The 18843-nt window shown below is 66.7% G+C and carries 22 protein-coding genes and 1 pseudogene; 8 read left to right on the top strand and 15 right to left on the bottom strand.

All coding sequences use genetic code 11. The features are described 5' to 3' along the window. Positions 1-12: 12 nt before the first annotated feature. From A5659_RS17890 to A5659_RS17875, 4 genes are all read right to left on the bottom strand, one after another. Positions 13-783 carry an enoyl-CoA hydratase/isomerase family protein gene (locus A5659_RS17890; protein ID WP_066865654.1) on the bottom strand — a complete coding sequence of 257 codons (771 nt, stop codon included), beginning with the start codon at positions 781-783 and terminating at the stop codon, positions 13-15. Positions 784-955: 172 nt separating this feature from the next. Next, positions 956-2038, bottom strand: a complete 1083-nt coding sequence (locus A5659_RS17885) for an acyl-CoA dehydrogenase family protein (protein WP_066878034.1) — start codon at positions 2036-2038, stop codon at positions 956-958. Then, positions 2025-2930: an acyl-CoA dehydrogenase family protein gene (locus A5659_RS17880; protein ID WP_067183028.1), complete on the bottom strand. Its 906-nt coding sequence runs from the start codon at positions 2928-2930 to the stop codon at positions 2025-2027. Before A5659_RS17880 ends, A5659_RS17885 begins: the two co-directional genes overlap by 14 nt. Next, positions 2908-4311 carry a class I adenylate-forming enzyme family protein gene (locus A5659_RS17875; RefSeq protein ID WP_067183024.1) on the bottom strand — a complete coding sequence of 468 codons (1404 nt, stop codon included), beginning with the start codon at positions 4309-4311 and terminating at the stop codon, positions 2908-2910. The genes A5659_RS17880 and A5659_RS17875 overlap by 23 nt, the downstream gene beginning before the upstream one ends. A 126-nt stretch (positions 4312-4437) precedes the next feature. Here A5659_RS17875 and A5659_RS17870 point away from each other — a divergent pair, with 126 nt between their 5' ends. From A5659_RS17870 to A5659_RS17860, 3 genes are read left to right on the top strand one after another with little or no spacing between them, the layout of a single operon-like run. Next, positions 4438-4776 (top strand): 2Fe-2S iron-sulfur cluster-binding protein, encoded by a 339-nt coding sequence (locus tag A5659_RS17870; protein WP_067183021.1) that lies wholly within the window; start codon positions 4438-4440, stop codon positions 4774-4776. Positions 4777-4796: 20 nt separating this feature from the next. Then, positions 4797-5111, top strand: coding sequence for a DUF4286 family protein (locus A5659_RS17865; protein ID WP_066878053.1), 315 nt, complete (start codon positions 4797-4799; stop codon positions 5109-5111). Between the two features lie 41 nt (positions 5112-5152). Then, a complete protein-coding gene (locus A5659_RS17860) occupies positions 5153-6409 on the top strand; it encodes an amidohydrolase family protein (protein ID WP_066865638.1) in 1257 nt (418 codons plus the stop codon). A 157-nt stretch (positions 6410-6566) separates the two neighbouring features. On the opposite strand, the pseudogene A5659_RS27805 reads toward A5659_RS17860, so the two are convergent. The 5 genes and pseudogenes from A5659_RS27805 to A5659_RS17835 form a co-directional block, all read right to left on the bottom strand. After that, positions 6567-6743 (bottom strand): annotated as a pseudogene (locus A5659_RS27805) (LLM class flavin-dependent oxidoreductase); the annotation flags it as partial. 99 nt (positions 6744-6842) lie between these two features. Next, on the bottom strand, positions 6843-7880 hold the full coding sequence (locus A5659_RS17850) for a CaiB/BaiF CoA-transferase family protein (protein WP_067183017.1): 1038 nt from the start codon (positions 7878-7880) through the stop codon (positions 6843-6845). After that, positions 7877-8833: an LLM class F420-dependent oxidoreductase gene (locus A5659_RS17845; protein ID WP_067183014.1), complete on the bottom strand. Its 957-nt coding sequence runs from the start codon at positions 8831-8833 to the stop codon at positions 7877-7879. Before A5659_RS17845 ends, A5659_RS17850 begins: the two co-directional genes overlap by 4 nt. Then, complete coding sequence (locus tag A5659_RS17840; RefSeq protein WP_067022262.1) at positions 8818-9243, bottom strand: cobalamin-dependent protein; 426 nt, start codon at positions 9241-9243, stop codon at positions 8818-8820. Before A5659_RS17840 ends, A5659_RS17845 begins: the two co-directional genes overlap by 16 nt. Then, positions 9244-10821, bottom strand: coding sequence for a methylmalonyl-CoA mutase family protein (locus tag A5659_RS17835; protein ID WP_066865620.1), 1578 nt, complete (start codon positions 10819-10821; stop codon positions 9244-9246). Between the two features lie 70 nt (positions 10822-10891). Here A5659_RS17835 and A5659_RS17830 point away from each other — a divergent pair, with 70 nt between their 5' ends. Further along, positions 10892-11716 (top strand): NAD(P)-dependent oxidoreductase, encoded by an 825-nt coding sequence (locus A5659_RS17830; RefSeq protein WP_067183011.1) that lies wholly within the window; start codon positions 10892-10894, stop codon positions 11714-11716. A 3-nt stretch (positions 11717-11719) separates the two neighbouring features. Here A5659_RS17830 and A5659_RS17825 read toward each other — a convergent pair whose 3' ends face one another. The 3 genes from A5659_RS17825 to A5659_RS17815 form a co-directional block, all read right to left on the bottom strand. Further along, positions 11720-12532, bottom strand: a complete 813-nt coding sequence (locus tag A5659_RS17825) for a methyltransferase domain-containing protein (RefSeq protein WP_067183008.1) — start codon at positions 12530-12532, stop codon at positions 11720-11722. An 87-nt stretch (positions 12533-12619) separates the two neighbouring features. Then, positions 12620-13324, bottom strand: a complete 705-nt coding sequence (locus tag A5659_RS17820; RefSeq protein ID WP_067138931.1) for a M15 family metallopeptidase — start codon at positions 13322-13324, stop codon at positions 12620-12622. Positions 13325-13458: 134 nt separating this feature from the next. Beyond that, entirely contained in the window at positions 13459-13662 is a 204-nt protein-coding gene (locus A5659_RS17815) for a cold-shock protein (RefSeq protein ID WP_066865609.1), read from the bottom strand. Between the two features lie 343 nt (positions 13663-14005). On the opposite strand from A5659_RS17815, the gene A5659_RS28210 reads away from it, so the two are divergent. Then, positions 14006-14143 (top strand): hypothetical protein, encoded by a 138-nt coding sequence (locus A5659_RS28210; protein ID WP_197498060.1) that lies wholly within the window; start codon positions 14006-14008, stop codon positions 14141-14143. 22 nt (positions 14144-14165) lie between these two features. Here the strand turns inward: A5659_RS28210 and A5659_RS17810 are convergent, their stop codons facing one another. Then, on the bottom strand, positions 14166-14399 hold the full coding sequence (locus A5659_RS17810; RefSeq protein ID WP_066865864.1) for a hypothetical protein: 234 nt from the start codon (positions 14397-14399) through the stop codon (positions 14166-14168). A gap of 465 nt (positions 14400-14864) precedes the next feature. On the opposite strand from A5659_RS17810, the gene A5659_RS17805 reads away from it, so the two are divergent. Further along, positions 14865-15311: a DUF5994 family protein gene (locus A5659_RS17805; protein WP_066865606.1), complete on the top strand. Its 447-nt coding sequence runs from the start codon at positions 14865-14867 to the stop codon at positions 15309-15311. 16 nt (positions 15312-15327) lie between these two features. On the opposite strand, the gene A5659_RS17800 is transcribed toward A5659_RS17805, so the two are convergent. Beyond that, on the bottom strand, positions 15328-16608 hold the full coding sequence (locus tag A5659_RS17800; protein ID WP_067183004.1) for a cytochrome P450: 1281 nt from the start codon (positions 16606-16608) through the stop codon (positions 15328-15330). 36 nt (positions 16609-16644) lie between these two features. Then, complete coding sequence (locus tag A5659_RS17795; protein ID WP_066865861.1) at positions 16645-16839, bottom strand: ferredoxin; 195 nt, start codon at positions 16837-16839, stop codon at positions 16645-16647. 195 nt (positions 16840-17034) lie between these two features. Between A5659_RS17795 and A5659_RS17790 the strand changes: the two genes are divergently transcribed. Both A5659_RS17790 and A5659_RS17785 read left to right on the top strand, forming a co-directional pair. Further along, on the top strand, positions 17035-17580 hold the full coding sequence (locus A5659_RS17790; protein WP_082976101.1) for a TetR/AcrR family transcriptional regulator: 546 nt from the start codon (positions 17035-17037) through the stop codon (positions 17578-17580). A 197-nt stretch (positions 17581-17777) separates the two neighbouring features. Beyond that, the gene (locus A5659_RS17785) at positions 17778-18617 is read left to right on the top strand and encodes a mycofactocin-coupled SDR family oxidoreductase (RefSeq protein ID WP_067022272.1); all 840 of its coding nucleotides are present in this window, start codon (positions 17778-17780) and stop codon (positions 18615-18617) included. The last annotated feature ends 226 nt before the right edge of the window (positions 18618-18843 follow it).

Raw genomic sequence — 18843 nt, 5'->3', positions numbered from 1 at the left:
CGCCGCTACACCTCAGTTCTTCTTGGCCGCGTTGAACTTTGCGACGTTGGCCCGGAAGTCCTCGGTCAGGAACGACTGGCTCTCGGCCGACAGCGCATAGTCCAGACTGGCGAGCACGGCCCGCTCCAGGTGAATGTTGAGCACGCGCTTGGTGCTCTCGACCGCCTGCTGCGGCAGTTCCAGAATCTTTTTGGCGGTGGCGATCGCCTCCGCAACCGGGTCGTCGGCAATGTGATTGGCCAAGCCGAGCTCGACGGCCCGCTGTGCGCCGATACGGGTTCCGGTGAGAGCGAATTCCTTGGCCAGCAGCAGGCTGATGTGCAGCGGCCAGGTCAGCGGCCCACCGTCGGCGGCCACCAGGCCGACCTGCACGTGCGGGTCGGCCAGATAGGCGTCTTCGGCGATGTAGACGATGTCGCTGAGCGCCACCAGACTGCAGCCCAGTCCGACGGCGGGGCCGTTGACCGCCGCCACCACCGGAATCCGGCACCGCGCCATGCCCAGCACGATCTCGCGTCCGTCGCGAATTGTCTTGGCGCGCAGGTCGGCATCGTTCGCCAGCTCCTCCAGATACGTGAAATCACCGCCGGCCGAAAACGCCCGGCCTGCGCCAGTGATCACCGCGGCGCGGGCGGTGGGGTCATCGGTGAGTCGCTGCCAGAGCCGCGCGAGGCCGACGTGCAGGTTGTCGTTGACCGAGTTGAGCGAATCGGGCCGGTTGAGCGTGATGATGCGCAAGGCACCGTCGGCCTGAACGTCGATTTCGGTAGGCATGTCGTACACGTCAGACTCCTTCGATCGTCGTGACCCGCTTCACCCGGGCTGCGCCCGCGTTCGCGATCACTCCTACAACGGTCGTGACCCGCTTCACCCGGGCTGCGCCCGCGTTCGCGATCACTCCTACTACGGTCGTGACCCGCTTCACCCGGGCTGCGCCCGCGTTCGCGATCACTCTCTACAATCCCAAGATTCGTGAAGCGATGATGTTCTTTTGTATCTGCGACGTCCCGCCCATGACGCTCTGCGCGCGGCTGTAGAGGTAGGCGCTGAGCAGATCTGGATCCCGGGTGCCCGCCACGGCCAGGGCGGCGTGCCCGACGGACTGTTCCACCCAGGTCATCAACAGCTTGTCCAGCGATCCTTCCGAACCGTGCGAGACCCCGTCGAGCTGTTCGGATAGCCGCCGGCGCACGTGGTGGGTCAGCATATCCGACTGGACGGCGGCCCAGGCCAGTTCTTCGGGCACATCGCCGTCGTTGCGGGACAACAACTCTCGGACAAGCTTGCCGTAGCGCGCCGCGTAGCCGAGAGTGGAGGGCTCGCGTTCGTGCCCGACGACGGTCATGGCCACCGCCCAACCGTCACCGGGCGCCCCGACCATCCGGTCCGCCGGCACCTTGGCACCGTCGAAGAACACCTGACCGAATTCGTTGGTCACCCCGTTGATCATCTGCAGCGGGCGCTGTTGCACGCCGGGCTGTTTCATCTCCAGGACGAACGCCGACAGGCCGCGGTGGCGCTTGGCCTCGGGGTCGGTGCGGGCCAGCAACAGACACCAGTCGGCCACGTCGGAATAACTAGTCCAGATCTTGTGCCCGTTCACCACATACGTGTCGCCCTCGAGGCGAGCGGTGGTGGTCAGCGACGCCAGATCCGAACCGGCGCCCGGCTCGCTGAAGCCCTGGCACCAGCGCTCGGTGCCGTTGATGATGCCGGGCAGGAAGCGCTTTCGCAGGTCGTCGCTGGCGTGTTCACCGATGCCGTACACCAGATAGCCAACGCTGGGGCGCGGCGGGGCACCGGCCCGCACCAGCTCCTCGTCGACGATGACGTCGTAGACGGGCGCCAGATCCTGACCGCCCCAGTCGCGTGGCCAGGACAGGCCGAAGAAGCCGTTGTCGTAGAGGGCGCGGTGCCAGTCGGCCATGCGCGCCCAATACTCGTCACCGGAGCCGGAGAATTCCTTGGCGTGTGCGGCAAGCCAGGTGCGCAGCCGGTCCCGGAAGGCGGCTTCATCGGGTGAGTCACGAAAGTCCAAAATCGATCTCCTTCAACGCGACCGGCCACAGCTCGGTCGAAGTGAGGGCGCGGCGCAGATAGACATGCGCCACGCATTCCCAGGTGTTGCCGATACCGCCGTGCACCTGGATGGCTGTCTCGCAGACGGTGCGGGTGGCGCGCGCGCAGTAGACCTTGGCGATCTGGGCGGCCCGAATGGCTTCGGCGGGAGCCAGCTCGTCGACCGCCCACGCCGCATGCCGCAGCACGCTCACCGAACCTTCGATCAGCGCAAGGCTTTCGGCCAGCAGGTGGGCGATGGCTTGATAGGAGCCGATCTGCTTGCCGTACTGCTCACGAATTTTCGCGTAGTCACACGCGAGGGCGTGGGCGCCCCTCGCGATGCCGACCAGGTCGGCCGTGGTGGTGACCAAGGCAAGGGCTCGCCACTGCTCGGCGACAGCGGAGGACACTTCCGCCAGCGTCTGAGGCGATCCCGTGATCGTCGCGTCGGCCCGCGTCAGATCGACGCTCTCCGGTGCGATTTGCACATCACCGGCAAGAACGGTGCCCCCCGAGAGCCATAGGGCGCGCCGTGCGCCGCGGGCGTCGATCACGCGATCGCCGAAGGCGACGGTGGCCGCGGACACGTCCGCACCGGCGTGGCGGCCCAGATCGTCGGCCAGCACCGGGCCGAGGAAGGGGGTGTCAACCAGCCGTCGGCCGAATTCCTCGGCCACGATGGCTACCTCCACGCCGGAGGCCCCGTCGGAACGCAACGACCGCCAGCCGGTGTTCTCGATCTGCTTGTCCAGACGAGTGATTCGCGTGTGGTCGTCGAGATCCTGCACCACGGCCGGCCCGAGGTCGTCGGCCAGTTTGGCTGCGGCGTCCCGTAATTGCTGTTGTTCAGCTGTCAGACGTACATCCATAACGCTCCTTCAGAACTCGGCGCAGCACCTTGCCCGAAGGCAGGCGGGGAATGTCGGGAACGAACACCACTCGGCTCAGCTGCTTATAGGACGCCAGTTTCTCATCCACCATGGCGGTCAGGTCTGTCGCATCGACCGGCGCGGACGTCGCGACCGCGGCGACGACGGCTTCGCCGTTGAGGCCGTCCGGAATCCCGAACACCGCGCAGTCTTTGACGGCCGGATGACTGTGCAGCACCGTCTCGATTTCGGCGGGGGCGACCTGGAAGCCGCGCACTTTGATCATCTCTTTGAGGCGGTCGGTGATCCGCAGCCACCCGCCGGCGTCGAGCCAGCCGACATCTCCGGTGCGGTACCACCCGTCACGGATCGCCTCGCAGGTCGCGTCCGCCGGCAGGTAGCCGGCCATGAGCGACGCCGCGCGGGCCTGGATCTCCCCGACCTCACCGGGGCCGACCGGCTGGCCGGTTTCCAGTGAGACGATCCGTAGGTCCACACCGGGTACCGCCCGTCCGACGGTGTCCAGGCGCGGGTCCTCGATCGGATTGCACGCCACGACAGGCAATTCCGTGGTCCCGTACGCCGGAAGCCAACCGACACCGGTGCGCCGGGTCACCGTCTCTGCGACGTGTGCGTTGACCGGCGTGGCCCCCCACATGATGTAGCGCAGCGAGGACAGGTCATAGGACTCGAGGCTGGGATGTGAAGCGATGGCCAACGCAATGGGAGCGACGGCCATTTCCACTGTGATGCGGTCACTTTCGATGTGCTGCAGCACCCGCTCGATGTCGAACCGGGGATGTAGGCGCACACCGGCGCCGGCCTTCAGCGCGGTCAGCAGGTTCAGCAGCCCGAGGATGTGCGAGGGCGGCGTGGCGACCTGGATCCGGTCGCGGTGAGTCAGTTGCAGCGCTTGGCGCCAGTGCCGCACCGCTTCGTCCAGCGAGGCGTGGGTGTGCCGGACGGCCTTGGGCAGGCCGGTGGTGCCCGAGCTGAACACCAGCGCCGCGTCGGCCCCGGGTGGCGGTGACGCGGCCATCGGCTCCGCGGGCGCGGCCGGCTCGTCGAGGTGCAGCATCGGCATCAGGCCGGCCAGCACCGGGTGGTCCCCGACGGCGTGCGCGGGCTCGGTCAGCGCGAGCGCATGGTCGACCTCGTCGCGCTTCCACGCGGGGCTGATGAGTACCGCCGCGGCGGCCAGCCGCCAGATCGCGAGCACCACGGCAAGAAATTCCGGCCGGGTGGAGGCCATGACGGCGACGCGTTGGCCCGCGGCGACACCGCCTTTTGCCAGGGTTGCAGCCCATCCGTCGGCCAACGCGTCGAGTTCGGGCGCGCTGAATCGCCGTTCCTCGAACACGAGCGCCGCCGGCTCGGTCACGTCCCGTCCTTCCCTGACAGACCGGGCTTACCCGACATCCATACAGTCTTGAGAAGATGCTATCGCTTCGTGAGAATAGTATTCTCTATACTGAAGAATGCAAATACGGGAGAGGGGGCGGTCTCAGTGACGGTCACCCGGATCATCGAGGAGACCCCAGGGGTGATAGATCCGGCAACAAACGGCTCCGGTGCCGGGACGGTGACGATTCACCTCGACCGCAAGAAGGTCTCGGTGCCCAGGGTCCCGGGCGAGACGCTGTTGGAGAGCGCCCGTCGCGCGGGGCTGGAGCCGCCGTTCAGCTGCGAGGCCGGCAACTGCGGCACCTGCATGGCCAAGCTCGAAGAGGGCCACGCCACCATGCGGGTCAACGACGCTCTCGAGGAGGACGAGGTCGCCGAGGGCTACATTCTGACGTGCCAGGGCGTTCCGGACACGGACTCGGTCACGGTGCGCTACGAGTAGCAGCCAGAGAGGTGGCGACGATGGCCAAGGGCATCATCCTCGTGGAGAGCCGACCCAGCTCGCCCGAACGCGAACAGGAATACAACACCTGGTACGACGAGGTGCACCTGGGTGAGCTGGTGGCCCTGGACGGGTTCGTCTCCGCGCGCCGGCTGCGGCCCGTCGACGGCGACGGACCCTACGTCGCCATCTACGAGATCGAGGGCGACGATCTGCAGGCGATTCTGGACAACATGATCGCCAACGCCGGGCAGCTGCACATGTCGGACGCCCTGCAGCTCGACCCGGCGCCGATTCCCCGACTGCTCGAGACCACCACGGAGCACAGCGGCTAGCCGACTTCGGCTCGAATCGCTGTGCCAGAGAGGACTGCTTGATGAAGGTCGACGACCTGATCTTGGTGAGCATCGACGACCACGTGGTCGAACCGCCCGACATGTTCCTGCGGCACGTTCCCGCCAAGTACAAGGAAGAGGCACCCGTCGTCGTCACCGACGACAAGGGCGTCGACCAATGGATGTACCAGGGCAGGCCGCAGGGCGTCAGCGGTCTGAACGCCGTGGTGTCGTGGCCCGCCGAGGAATGGGGCCGCGATCCCGCCGGCTTCGCCGAGATGCGCCCCGGCGTCTATGACGTCCACGAACGCGTCCGCGACATGAACCGCAACGGCATCCTCGCATCGATGTGCTTCCCGACGTTCACCGGCTTTTCGGCCCGCCACCTCAACATGACCCGCGAGGACGTCACCCTGGTGATGGTGTCGGCGTACAACGACTGGCACATCGACGAATGGGCCGGCTCCTATCCGGACCGCTTCATCCCGATCGCGATCCTGCCGACCTGGACTCCCGAGGGCATGTGCGCCGAGATCCGCCGCGTCGCGGCGAAGGGTTGCCGCGCGGTGACGATGCCGGAATTGCCGCACCTGGAAGGACTTCCGAGCTACCACGACGAGGACTACTGGGGTCCGGTGTTCCGCACGCTGTCCGAGGAGAACGTGGTGATGTGCCTGCACATCGGCACCGGGTTCGGGGCGATCAGCATGGCACCGAATGCGCCGATCGACAACCTGATCATTCTGGCCACCCAGGTCTCGGCGATGTGCGCCCAAGATCTGCTGTGGGGCCCGGCCATGCGCAACTATCCCGACCTGAAATTCGCCTTCTCCGAAGGCGGTATCGGCTGGATCCCGTTCTATCTGGATCGCAGCGACCGTCACTACACCAACCAGAAATGGCTGCGCCGTGACTTCGGCGACAAGCTGCCCAGCGACGTCTTCCGTGAACACTCGCTGGCCTGCTATGTCACCGACAAGACGTCACTGAAGCTGCGCCACGAGATCGGCATCGACATCATCGCCTGGGAGTGCGACTACCCGCACTCGGACTGCTTCTGGCCGGACGCGCCCGAGCAGGTGCTTGCCGAGCTCAACGCCGCCGGCGCCGACGACGCCGACATCAACAAGATCACCTGGGGCAACGCCTGCCGGTTCTTCGGCTGGGATCCGTTCGCCCGGACCCCCCGTGAGCAGGCCACCGTGCAGGCCCTGCGCGCCAAGGGAAGTGACGTCGACGTGTCGATCCGGTCGCGTGCCGAGTGGGCGCGCCTGTACGCGGAGAAGCAGCTCGCGTAGCTGACGTAGCCCGGGGGTCAGCCCGGAGGCGGGTCGGCCTTTCGGACACAAGGGCGCATCAGGTGACGCGCCCGAGCGCGTGAAGCGCCGGAGCCAACTCTTCGAATTGGTCAATGCCTGCGCCGAATTCACCGCCAATGGGCCCAAGCAGCACCACTGTGGGATCGTCCATCGCCTGCAGATAGTCACGCATGGTGGCCACCGGGCTCCCGTAGTCGCGGCCGACGCTGGCCGCCTGCTCCGGATAGCCGACGCCTAACCCCAGCACGATTCTGTCCGGATAAGCCTGGGCGAGTTGGGCCGTCGCGGCGTGCAGGGTCTGGGCCGGCCGAGCCCCTCACCGGGCCGGGCGCCTGACGCCGAACGTGAAGTTGGTTTCACGCTCGGACCCGAACGTGAAACTGGCTTCACATTCGACGCTCGGCGGAGGGGCCTATTGGCTCAACTCCGGCGGCGGACGGTACTCGGGCTCATACCCCGAGACGTGGATCGGGCTGCCCACCAACCGGAATTCACCCGCCGTGACAATCACTTCCGGCGTGGCCTCGAGCGCTTCAGGCAGGCTCCGGACCGCGGCGGCGGGAACCCCCAGCGGGCGCAGTCGCCCCTCCCAGCCGATCGCGCTGTCGGTGGCGAGCATCGCCGTGACGACGGCCAGCACTTCGTCGCGGCGCGCGACTCGCTCGGCCATGGTCTCGAAGCCGCCGATGCCGGCTTCCGCGGCGAAAGACTTCCAAAAGCCGTCGTGGGTGATGAACAGCGCCAGATACCCGTCAGCGGTCGGAAAGAGCTGAGCCGGAACATAATACGAATGCGCCCCGTAGGGGCGGCGCTGCGGTACGACGCCGCCGTTGAGATAGGCCGACGCGTGGTAGTTCAGCTGGGACAGCATGACGTCGCGCAGCGACACATCCACCTGGCCGCCGGTGCCCGAGATGATCTTGGCCAACAGCCCCAGGGCCGCGGTCATTCCGGTGGAGTTATCGGCCGACGAGTAGCCGGGCAGCGCCGGCGGACCGTCCGGGTCGCCGGTCAGGGCGGCGGTGCCGACGCCCGCCTGCACCACGTAGTCGAACGCCGGGTCGTCGCCGCCGTAGAGCCCGAAGCCGGTGATCGCCACGCAGACGATCTTCTCGTTGTGCCGGCGCAGCGAGTCGTAGGTCAGGCCCAGCCTGCGGATGGCTGAGGGTTTCAGGTTCACCAGCAGCGCGTGCGAGTCCGCGACCAGTTCACCCAACCGCTGCTGCCCCGCATCGGAATTGAGGTCCAGCGTGATGCTGGATTTGTTGCGGTTGAGGCTGGCGAAGTAGGTGGCGCCGACGCTGCGGGAGATCTCGCCGCCGGCGGGTTCGATCTTGGTGACGTCGGCGCCGAGGTCGGCGAGCAGCATGGTGGCGTACGGTCCCGCCAGCATGGTGCCGACCTCGAGGATACGGACCCCCGCCAGCGGCCCGGAGTGGTTTGCGGTCAACGCAATTCCGCGGCGAGTGAGGCGATCATTTCGCGGGTGCGCCGCTTGGAGGCGACCAGCTCGTCGCGATTGTCGCCGATCGGCAGCAGCCGCACCGACAGATCGGTCACGCCGGCGTCGGCGAACCGGCGCATCCGGCCCAGGATCAGTTCCTCGTCACCGGCCGCGCACAGGTCACCGACGTCGCGGGCGTCGCCGCGGTCCAGCAGGCGCTGATAGTTGGGCGACACCTCCGCCTCGCCCAGGATGCGGTTGGCCCGCTCCCTGGCCTCGTCGACTCGCGAAGGCTCGCAAAGGCATACCGGGATGCCCGCGATAATGCGCGGCGCCGGACGGCCGGCGTCGGCGGCGGCCTTGGTGATCTTCGGTGCGATGTGATCGCCGATCGCGCGCTCGTCGGCCATCCACAGCACGGTGCCGTCCGCCAGTTCACCGGCGATCTGAAGCATCACCGGCCCCAACGCGGCGACGAGCACCGGCATCGGGGTGTCGGCCCCGATCGCCAGCGGGTTGTGCACGGTGAACGAATCATTCTCGACGTCAACGTCTCCCGGTCCGGCGATGGCGGCGTTGAGCACCTGCAGATAGTCGCGGGTGTAGGCGGCCGGCTTCTCGTACGGCAGGCCGAGCATGTCGCGGACGATCCAGTGGTGCGACGGCCCGACACCAAGGGCAAGCCGGCCGCCGGCCACCGCGTGTGTCGAGAGGGCCTGGCGGGCAAGTGCGATGGGGTGCTGGGCCTGCAGCGGCACCACGGCGGTGCCCAGCTCGATGCGTGAGCTGTGGGCGGCCATCAGCGACACCATGGTCAGGCAGTCGAAGTCGTTGGGTACCTGCGGCATCCACGCCGTGTCCAGGCCCGCGGATTCGGCCCATTCGATGTCGGAGACCAGCCTGTCCACCTTGCGGGCCATATCGCCACGCTCGGCGCCGATCATTACTCCGACGCGCACGGTTCCTCCAGGGCTGGCTCGGGGGTGTCGGTCAGTTTGCGGATCTCGCGCACCAGGTTCTCCAGGGGTGTCCCGGTGGGGAATACCGCTGCCGCACCGGCCGATAGCAGCTTGGGTACGTCCGCGTGCGGGATCGTCCCGCCGACGACGACGGCGATGTCGGCCGCATCGGCGGCGCGCAGCGCTTCGATGGTCCGGGCGGTCAGCGCCAGGTGCGCACCCGACAGGATGCTCAGGCCGACGACGGCGACGTCCTCCTGGACGGCGATGGACGCGATGTCTTCGATGCGCTGCCGGATGCCGGTGTAGATGACCTCGAAACCGGCGTCACGCAGGGTGCGGGCGACGATCTTGGCGCCGCGGTCGTGCCCGTCCAGGCCGGGTTTGGCGACGAGAATGCGGGCCGTCATCTAAAACACCACCGGTTGCTGGAATTCGCCCCAGACCGCCTTGAGCGCGGACACCATTTCCCCGACCGTGCAGTACGCGTTGGCGCAATCGATCAGCTTGTGCATCAGGTTGTCGTCTCCCTCGGCCGACCGCGACAGCGCGGCCAACGTGGATTCCACTGCGGCCGAATCCCTTTCGGCCTTGACCTTGGACAGCCGCTTGAGTTGCAGGTCGCGGCCCTCCGCGTCGAGTTCGTAGGTGACCACGTCGTGCTCGGGCTCCTCGGTCACGAACCGGTTGACCCCGACGACCGGCCGGGTGCCGGCTTCGACGTCCTGGTGCAGCTTGAACGCCTCGTCGGCGATCAGGCCCTGCAGGTAACCGTCCTCGATGGCCTGGACCATCCCGCCGTGCCGCTCGAGGTCGGACATGATCTCGATGATGCGCTCCTCGGTGGCATCGGTCAGCGCCTCGACGAAGTAGGAGCCGCCGAGCGGGTCGGCGACGCTGGCCACCCCGGTCTCGTGCGCCAGGATCTGCTGGGTGCGCAGCGCCAGGGTCGTGGTTTCCTCGGTGGGTAGTGCGAACGGTTCGTCCCAGGCCGCGGTGAACATCGACTGGACACCGCCCAGCACCGCGGCCATCGCCTCGTAGGCGACCCGGACGATGTTGTTGTGGGCCTGCGGCGCGTACAGCGAGGCGCCGCCGCAGACGCAACCGAAGCGGAACATCGCCGCCTTGGCCGTTTTCGCCCCGTAGCGCTCCTGCACGATCGTCGCCCAACGTCGCCGCCCCGCACGGTATTTGGCGATCTCCTCGAAGAAGTCGCCGTGGGTGTAGAAGAAGAACGAGATCTGCGGCGCGAACTGGTCGATCGTCATGCGGCCGCGCTCGACCACGGTGTCGCAATAGGTCACCCCGTCGGCCAGGGTGAACGCCATCTCCTGCACCGCGTTGGCCCCGGCATCGCGGAAATGCGCCCCCGCCACCGAAATCGCGTTGAACCGCGGAACTTCGGCCGCGCAGAACTCGATGGTGTCGGCGATCAGCCGCAGGGACGGCTCCGGCGGCCAGATCCAGGTACCGCGCGAGGCGTACTCCTTGAGGATGTCGTTCTGGATGGTGCCGGTGAGCTTGGCCCGCGGGATTCCCTTCTTCTCGGCGGCGGCGACGTAGAACGCCAGCAGGATCGCCGCGGTTCCGTTGATCGTCATGCTCGTGCTGAGCTTGTCCAGCGGGATGCCGTCGAACAGGATCTCGAAGTCGGCCAGGGTGTCCACCGCGACGCCGACGCGGCCGACCTCCTCGCCGAACTCCGGGTCGTCGGAGTCGTACCCGCACTGGGTGGGCAGGTCGAGCGCCACCGACAGCCCCGTCCCGCCCTGCTCCAGCAGGTAGCGGTAGCGGCGGTTGGATTCCTCGGCGGTGCCGAAGCCGGAGTACTGCCGGAAGGTCCAGAGCTTGCCGCGGTAGCCGGACGCGAAGTTACCCCGGGTGAAGGGGAACTCCCCCGGCTGCGGAGGCTCCGCGTGCACGTCCCCCGGCCCGTAGACGGGCTGCAGCGGGATACCAGACGGAGTGTGGGCCGTATTATCCATCGGTGAATAACGTACTTGCAAAAAAAGAGAATGCCAATACCATACGGTTGACCAGGTAAAAGGAGACTCCATGCCCAACGGTTCGCTCGTCGATCGCACCGTCGTCATCTCCGGCGGCAGCCGCGGAATCGGGCTGGCGATCGGAATCGGTGCGGCCCGGCAGGGCGCCAACGTGGTGCTGCTCGCCAAGACCGACACCCCGCATCCCCGCCTGCCCGGCACCGTTCACACGGCAGCCGCCGAGGTCGAGGCCGCCGGCGGCAAGGCGCTGGCCGTCGTCGGCGACGTCCGCCGCGAAGAGGACGTGCAGCGGGTGGTGGATGCGGCGGTGCAGCGCTTCGGCGGCGTCGACGTCTGTGTCAACAACGCCAGCGCCATCGCGGTGGAACCGACCGCCACGTTGCCGGCCAAGAAGTACGACCTGATGCAGGAGATCAACCTGCGGGGCACCTTCCTGCTGACCAAGGCGTGCGTGCCGCATCTGGAGAAATCGGCCAACCCGCACGTGCTGACCATCTCGCCGCCGGTGAACATGAACCCGCGCTGGCTGGGGGCCCACCCCGCTTACACGCTGTCCAAGTACGGGATGACGCTGCTGTCGCTGGGCTGGGCTGCGGAATTCGGCGACGCCGGGATCGGCGTGAATTGCCTTTGGCCGCAGACCTATATCGCCACCGCCGCGGTGGCGAATATGGCCGACGGAGACAAGCTGGCCGAGTCGTCGCGCAGCCCGGAGATCATGGCCGACGCGGCCGTCGAGATCGTCTCTCGCCCCAGCCGGGAGGCCACCGGCAACTGCTACATCGACGCCGATGTTCTGCACTCCGCCGGAGTCGCGGACCTGTCCCGCTACGGCGGCGGCGACCAACCGATTCCGGACCTGTTCCTCGACTGAGTCCTACGCGCGGCAAAGGATTTCGCCGTGCGGTATGGCGATCCAACCGTCTTGGGCGGCGGCCCATTCGCGCCACGCGGCGGAGATCTCTTCGAGCTGCGCACCGGTGGCCAGCTCGAGGCGTACCAGGTCGCGGGCCACGGTGGAGTGCAGGATTCGGTCGGCCCACATTCCGCCCCACCAGTCGCGAGTCGCGGGCGTGGCATAGCACCACAGGCTGCCGGTGGGCGTGATGTCGGTGAATCCCGCCTGCTGCGCCCACGACAGCAGACGCCGCCCCGCGTCCGGTTCGCCACGGTTGGCGCGCGCGACGCGCTGGTAGAGGTCGCGCCACAGGTCGAGCGCCGGCAGCTCGGGATACCAGACGAAACCCGAGTAGTCGGCATCCCGGGCCGCCACGATGCCGCCCGGCGCGCACACCCGTCGCATCTCTCGCAGCGCCGCCACCGGATCGGCCACGTGCTGCAGCACCTGATGCGCGTGCACGACATCGAAAGTGCCGTTGGGAAATTCGAGCTTGTGCACGTCGGCGGTCCCGAACGAGACGTTGGACAGCTTCCGTTGCTCGACCTCGGCGCGGGCCACGCCGAGCACATCGGGGACCTGATCGACGGCAATGACCGGACCGGGCGCGACCCGCGCGGCCAGGTCGGCGGTGATGGTACCGGGCCCGCAACCAACGTCGAGCACCGACAGCCCCGGTTTCAGGTGCGCCAGCAGGTAGGCCGCGGAGTCCTCGGCGGTGCGTCGCTGGTGGGAGCGCAGCACCGACTCGTGGTGTCCGTGCGTGTAGGCCGCTCGGTGTTCGTCGTCCATGGTGGCCTTCCTTGCCTGCGTGGCTCGCCTGGAAGACTACGCGTACCGCCCATAATATGGTATTTCTGTCTCATCTATTGAGACAGATCAGTCGACGGGCACGTCGAGAATCGGTTGGTCGACACCGGCGCCCGGGCCGTCGAAATGCCACCACTCCCCCGAATACACCTTCAACCCGCCGTAGTTCATCGCGTTCCGTAGCGCGGCTCGGTTCGCCACCGCGTCGGCACTGATGCCTTGGGTATTGAAAGCGGTTGCCCGAGAGGTGAAGTCGTCGAAGTCGGTGCCCATGTCGGCCAGGCAGAGCCCGCCGGCATGCAGCCCGGACGAGCACGGCTGCTGAGCCGTCGTGAACGTCACGTCCACCGAGCGCCCCGACTCGTGGCTGTGCGCGTACGGACCCGGGCGTGCCACCCACGCGGGGTTGGGAACCAGGTGGAACATCTTGACCTGAACCTCGTGCGGGCGATAGCAGTCCCAGAACACCAGCAGGTGGCCCTGCGGGCGCAGGGCGCCGGCCGCGGCGGCAAGGCCGGGCGCCATCGATTGGTGCACAAGGCATCTGGCGTCGGAGGGATACAACTGCGTGTGGGTGAAATTGTTCGTCGTTGCGTAGCGCAGATCGAGGACCGCATCGGGAACGACGCTGCGGATGTCCACGAAACCGGCCGCTCGCGCGGCGTCGCCGACCGGCGGGATATCGGGATCGCCCGAGGCCGGTGGCGTTAGTGCGGCGCCCACCCAGACCAGCGACACCGCAATGGTCGATCGCAGCACCCAGGTGAGACGCATGCGGTCATTATCCCGGTCGGCCGGCCCGGATCGGGTGAGGCGCCAGATGTCGTCGCTACCGGCGTCCAGACGTCAGAAAAGCAGTGGGCTGGTACGAAGGTATTCGCACCAGCCCACCGTGACGTATGTGAATTTCAGACGGCGCTGACTCCTACCGCCTGGGGTCCCTTGGCACCTTGCTCCACCTCGAACTGAACACGCTGGTTTTCGTCGAGTGAGCGGTAGCCGTTGCCCTGGATCTCGGAGTAGTGGACGAAGAGATCCTTCGTGCCGTCGTCAGGGGTGATGAAGCCGAAGCCCTTTTCACCGTTGAACCATTTCACAGTTCCCTGTGTCATTTACTTACTTCTCTCATCAAATGCGGATGTACCAAACACACCCATGCCTGCCCAGGGTAGCACGAACCTGCGCCATTTCGAAACTAGTTGTGGCGCTTGCTATTTCATCTGCATATCGACCCCGAAGATGGCACCCCGCGACCGGCGGAAGCGGCGCCCAGGCCGCATTTCACCTGAACACGGCGTGTACTCGCCCGCTGCCTGTACAGTGGAGAGGAACCGCGTTCTTGCGGTCACCGCGAATCGCGAACGAACCACGAATGAGGTCGCCGTGCGATTCGATCGTCGTCCGACGCCAGTAACAGTGCGTATCGGCCGAACTTTTCATTCGGAAGGACAGCCCATGGACCAGTCGAACCTGTTTTCCCACCCCGAGGCACCGAAGCATGTCGCCTCGGGCGAAAGCTCCGCAAAACCGGTGGAGCACCCGACGTTTTCCGATCGGCCCGACACCGACGGCTCCACCACTCAACGTCGCTGATCGGCGGTGGGGTGCGTGGACGTCAAGATGCTTTGGCGTACCTGCGGACCAATTCGCCTTCTCCGAACGTACTGGTCCGCTGTTGACCGTTGTCGTCTCGGCTGAAAAACGTCCACTGCCCCGGACCACTCTGCGGAGCACTGATCATCTTGACCGTCAGCCGCAATTCGGTGGGGCGCCGCGTGCCGATAACGTCACCGACCCGGATCTGCGATGGGTGGATCTCGACCGCGTCGCACCAGTTCTCTATTGCCATGTAACCCATCCTCGCAGTTGCCACCAGCCTACCCGTCATCCCGCCCTACCGGGGCGGATGGCAGCACTGTTTTCTCATCCCTTGCACCGCAAGGGATTTCGTGCCAGCGGCAATGACAAAGTCATCCGCCGGGCGAATTCCCCAGAGTTGGCCGGCCAAGGCCGTGTCGTGCTTGCGCGCTGGCGCCGATCACCCGATCGTCCGGGTGGGCCAAGGGTGGCGTAGCGTCGAAATCGAGCCGTTCGTTGTCAGCGGTGGTCTACCGCACGATCGCCGCGGGCGACACCCCACGGGCAATGTGATTCCTCCGTCGGTCTGCGTCCGTGGCCCGACGACGCCGAGCGCGAAGGAACCGCCCATGGGTTGTGCAAGCCCGGCCAGGACACGACACGACAATTTTGCGACCGTTGCGGCCCGCGGCGGCGCCGCGACCAGGTGCGCAATCTGCCGGCTGCGGTATCTCCGATGAGCTTCGCGGTCAGGACCCGGCGCCAATCCACTCCCATCCGGCTCTCGGTGGCTCGCGAACTCGGCCGGGATATCGACGGCGCGTGGTGGCCGCGCGCGGATCGCATCACCAATGAATTGCCCGAGCTCGTTGCGGTACTGACGCCTCTGCTCGGCGATGTCACCTCCATCAACGTGAACTGGTCATCGCTGCAGCGACCGCCCGATTTCAACTGGCCCGGGTGGGAAGGCAAACGCCAGCACGTGATGACGGTGCAGGGGGCGCACGCGTGCGCCAACCTGCTGATCGTCTCCTACGCCACGCACAGCGGGTTGGCCCTCATGGTGCTGCGGCGCGCGGCAAACCTGCCCGTGGAGGGTGCCGACCGCGCCAAGCCCGCGTTCATACTCGCCGACGCGATCCTGCGCGCCGCATTACAACAATGCGGACGTTCCTCCGGCTAGTAGGCGACACCCAGCGTCAGTCGGCCCGGGTGAACTCGATGTGCAGTTCCTTGAGCCCGCGCAGCAAGAACGTCGACTCGTAGAGGTACTGCCGGTTGGCGGGCAGCCCGTGCTTGGCCTCGCTGATCCTGAAATCGCTGGTGCGGTCCAGGAGCCGGTTGATGGTGATCTGACCTTCCACCCGCGCAAGCGGTGCGCCAGCGCAGGTGTGGATTCCGCGACCGAAGGCGATGTGCTCGCGGACATTCTTCCGGTCAACCTGAAACTCGTTGGGATTCTCGAATTTTCGCGGATCACGGTTGGCCGCTCCCAGGCACAGCATGAGGACCGTGCCGGCCGGGATGTGCACCCCGCCCAGGGTGGTGGTCTTGCGGGCCAGCCGGAAGTCGACCTTGGTCGGGCTCTGCATGCGCAACGCCTCTTCGATGAACGAGCCGATCAGGCTCCGATCCGCACGCAGCCGTGCCTGAAGCTCGGGCTGATCACCGAGCACCTGTACCGCCGCGCTCAGCAGCTTGGTCACGGTCTCCTGGCCGGCCGCGAACAGGAAGGTGGCCGGTCGCACCACCTCCAGTAGCGGCGGGGTCGAGCCGTCGGGATACGTGGCGGTCGCCAGGCCGGTCAGCACGTCTTCGCGGGGTCGTTCTCGCCGGTCGGCGATGTAGGCACTGAACAGGTCGTCGAGGTACTGCAGCGGGTTACTGCCCACGGGTTCGTGATCGAGCGCGCCCACCCTGGCGCCCGGCGCGTTACCGGCCCCGAGATTGCGGCGAATCTCGGCACGGTCCTCGTCGGGAACGCCCAGCAGATCGGCGATCGCCAGCGTCGCGAACGGCTTGGCGTACTCGCCGAGGAACTCGCACTGGCCGTTGGCGATGAACTCGTCGAACTGCCGGTCGGCCAACTGCCAGATGTAGTCCTTATTTTCCTGCAGCCGGCGCGGGGTGAGCAGCCGGCCGAGCAGGGAGCGCGCCTTCTCGTGCTCGGGCGGGTCCATGACGACCATGTGCTCGAAGATGGGGAATTCGTGGCGATGGGCTTCGATCAGCTCGCTGATGTCGTCGCCTTCCGGGGTGAACGGCAGCGGCGGGAACGGGCCGCCGATCGCGTTGACGGCGGAGAACGAGGCGACGTCTTTGAAGGCGGCCTGGACCTCCTGGTACCCGGTGACGGCCACGACCCCGTAGTGGGGCTCGCGGAACACCGGCCCCTGGCCACGCAGGTAGTCCCAGTAGGCATACGGATCTTGCGCGATGTCGGCGTCGGTGAAGTAATCGACGTCGGCGAGGTCAGTCATGATTTCGATTCCTTTTCCGGGCTAGAAAGCCGCGCGTCACGCGTCCTCTGCGACCACGCTGATGGCCTGGCGCGGGCAGGCGGCCACGGCGGCTTCGACGCTGTGGCGCAACGCTTCACCGGGTTCCTCCTCGCAGGTTGCGACATCGTCGCCGAGGTCGAAAACCTCGGGGGCGATCTCCACACACAGGGCGTGCGCCTCACAGAGCCGGGAATCCACCCGGACACGCAGGTGTGCGGTCGTCATCGGCCGCTGCCTCCCGATTGACTCGTGCTTGCGATCATCCAAACTGATCGATCGACCAAATTGTTAGGATGCGGTATGCCTACCACGGATCGACCAGGCCGGTCAAGCAAATCGGCCGCGCCCAACCCGGCGGCGAGTCGCCAAAACAGGAGGGGGGCCGACGCGGGGGCGCGCGGCAAGCTGATCGAGGCCACGGCCCGAATCATGCGCGAGGAGGGCTATGCCGCGGCGACGTCGCGGCGGGTGGCGGCGGAGGCCGGCGTCAAGCAGGCGCTGGTCTACTACTACTTCCCGACGATGGACGATCTGTTCGTCGAGGTGCTGCGCGCCGGTGCCGAGACCGCACTGACGCGCATGCGGGCCCTGCTGACCGAGGACGACCCACTGCGAGCGCTGTGGGTGATGAACAGCGACTCCGCGGTCACCACGCTGAACGCCGAGTTCATGGCATTGGCCAACCACCGCAAGGCAATTGGCGCCGAACTCAAGGCCTATGCCGAGCGGGTCCGCGACATCGAGACGGCCGCTGTGACGATGGTGCTGCGCGCCAACCAGATCGACCTCGAGGAATATCCCCCGGTGGCGATTTCGATGCTGATCGCGCAGGTGGCGCGCAGCCTGTGCAATGAGAATGCCGTCGGCGTCACCCAGGGCCACGACGAGTTACGCGCCTTCGTCGAACGCCGGATGCGCTTGCTCAAAGCGCCCGCGGCGCCGACTCGCTAGGACTGCCCGACGCTTCCGCCACAGCGGCACCGACCGCGTCCGTGGCGTGACACCCGATCCCACGGTCGCACCCGCGAGTGTTGACACTGCGGCCAAATGGTGCCACCCTTCCTGATCGATCGACTAAATCGAAAGTCGACGGACAGGTACGCGCCGGGCCACGTCGTCCCGGGCTCCCGGATCAGTGAGGTGCAGTCATGGGCGGAAGAGTTGAGGGCAAGGTCGCGTTGATCACCGGCGCCGCTCGGGGCCAGGGCCGCAGCCACGCGGTGCGGCTGGCGCAGGAGGGCGCCGACATCATCGCCGTCGACATCTGCGCACCGATCAGCAGCAGCAGCGAGATCCCACCCTCGACGCCCGACGACCTGGCCGAGACCGCCGACCTGATCAAGGGCCTCGACCGGCGCATCGTGACCGCCGAGGTCGACGTGCGCGACTACGACGCCCTGAAGGCCGTGGTGGACAGCGGAGTCGAACAGCTCGGCCGCCTGGACATCATCTGCGCGAACGCCGGAATCGGCAACGGCGGACAGACTTTGGACAAGACCAGTGAAGACGACTGGCGAGACATGATCGACGTCAACCTCTCCGGCGTCTGGAAGACCGTCAAAACTGGTGTGCCGCATCTGATTTCGCAGGGCAAGGGCGGGTCGATCATTCTGACCAGCTCGGTCGGCGGCCTGAAGGCCTACCCGCACACCGGCCACTACATCGCCGCAAAACACGGCGTCGTCGGCTTGATGCGAGCCTTCGCCGTGGAACTCGGCCAGCACTTCATCCGGGTGAACTCCGTTCACCCGACCAACGTGAACACGCCGATGTTCATGAACGAGGGGACGATGAAGCTGTTTCGGCCCGATCTGGAGAACCCCGGCCCGGACGACCTCAAGGTCGCCGCGCAGTTCATGCACGTACTGCCGGTCGGCTGGGTCGAGCCGGTGGACATCAGCAACGCCGTGCTGTTCCTGGCATCCGACGAATCACGGTACATCACAGGGCTTCCCGTCACCGTCGACGCCGGAAGCATGCTCAAGTAGCCGCAGGCGCCGGCGGCCGGCGGCCCGGGCACGCCGTCGCCCCGGATCGCAACGTGGTGGCCACGGACAGTTCATAGCCACGACATCTGCCGTCAGGTTCAGACCTCATCGGTTCCGCCATTACGATCAGCCAATGCGCGCGGTCGAACGCGAGCTGGCCAGAGAACGCGAGGGCAGGTCGATGACGACGAGCGAAGAACCCAAGGCCGCGACCGAGACGCCCGAG

Source organism: Mycobacterium sp. 1165196.3 (assembly GCF_001673415.1).
Classification (GTDB): domain Bacteria; phylum Actinomycetota; class Actinomycetes; order Mycobacteriales; family Mycobacteriaceae; genus Mycobacterium; species Mycobacterium europaeum_A.
This window is presented reverse-complemented; position numbering and strand designations above follow the sequence as displayed.

Bases quoted from the DNA above. Each gene is read 5' to 3' on its own strand.
- A5659_RS17880 (WP_067183028.1), bottom strand. From the start codon at position 2,930: ATGGATGTACGTCTGACAGCTGAACAACAGCAATTACGGGACGCCGCA.
- A5659_RS17865 (WP_066878053.1), top strand. From the start codon at position 4,797: ATGGCCAAGGGCATCATCCTCGTGGAGAGCCGACCCAGCTCGCCCGAA.
- A5659_RS17860 (WP_066865638.1), top strand. From the start codon at position 5,153: ATGAAGGTCGACGACCTGATCTTGGTGAGCATCGACGACCACGTGGTC.
- A5659_RS17840 (WP_067022262.1), bottom strand. From the start codon at position 9,243: ATGACGGCCCGCATTCTCGTCGCCAAACCCGGCCTGGACGGGCACGAC.
- A5659_RS17835 (WP_066865620.1), bottom strand. From the start codon at position 10,821: ATGGATAATACGGCCCACACTCCGTCTGGTATCCCGCTGCAGCCCGTC.
- A5659_RS17830 (WP_067183011.1), top strand. From the start codon at position 10,892: ATGCCCAACGGTTCGCTCGTCGATCGCACCGTCGTCATCTCCGGCGGC.
- A5659_RS17825 (WP_067183008.1), bottom strand. From the start codon at position 12,532: ATGGACGACGAACACCGAGCGGCCTACACGCACGGACACCACGAGTCG.
- A5659_RS17820 (WP_067138931.1), bottom strand. From the start codon at position 13,324: ATGCGTCTCACCTGGGTGCTGCGATCGACCATTGCGGTGTCGCTGGTC.
- A5659_RS17815 (WP_066865609.1), bottom strand. From the start codon at position 13,662: ATGACACAGGGAACTGTGAAATGGTTCAACGGTGAAAAGGGCTTCGGC.
- A5659_RS28210 (WP_197498060.1), top strand. From the start codon at position 14,006: ATGGACCAGTCGAACCTGTTTTCCCACCCCGAGGCACCGAAGCATGTC.
- A5659_RS17810 (WP_066865864.1), bottom strand. From the start codon at position 14,399: ATGGCAATAGAGAACTGGTGCGACGCGGTCGAGATCCACCCATCGCAG.
- A5659_RS17805 (WP_066865606.1), top strand. From the start codon at position 14,865: ATGAGCTTCGCGGTCAGGACCCGGCGCCAATCCACTCCCATCCGGCTC.
- A5659_RS17800 (WP_067183004.1), bottom strand. From the start codon at position 16,608: ATGACTGACCTCGCCGACGTCGATTACTTCACCGACGCCGACATCGCG.
- A5659_RS17785 (WP_067022272.1), top strand. From the start codon at position 17,778: ATGGGCGGAAGAGTTGAGGGCAAGGTCGCGTTGATCACCGGCGCCGCT.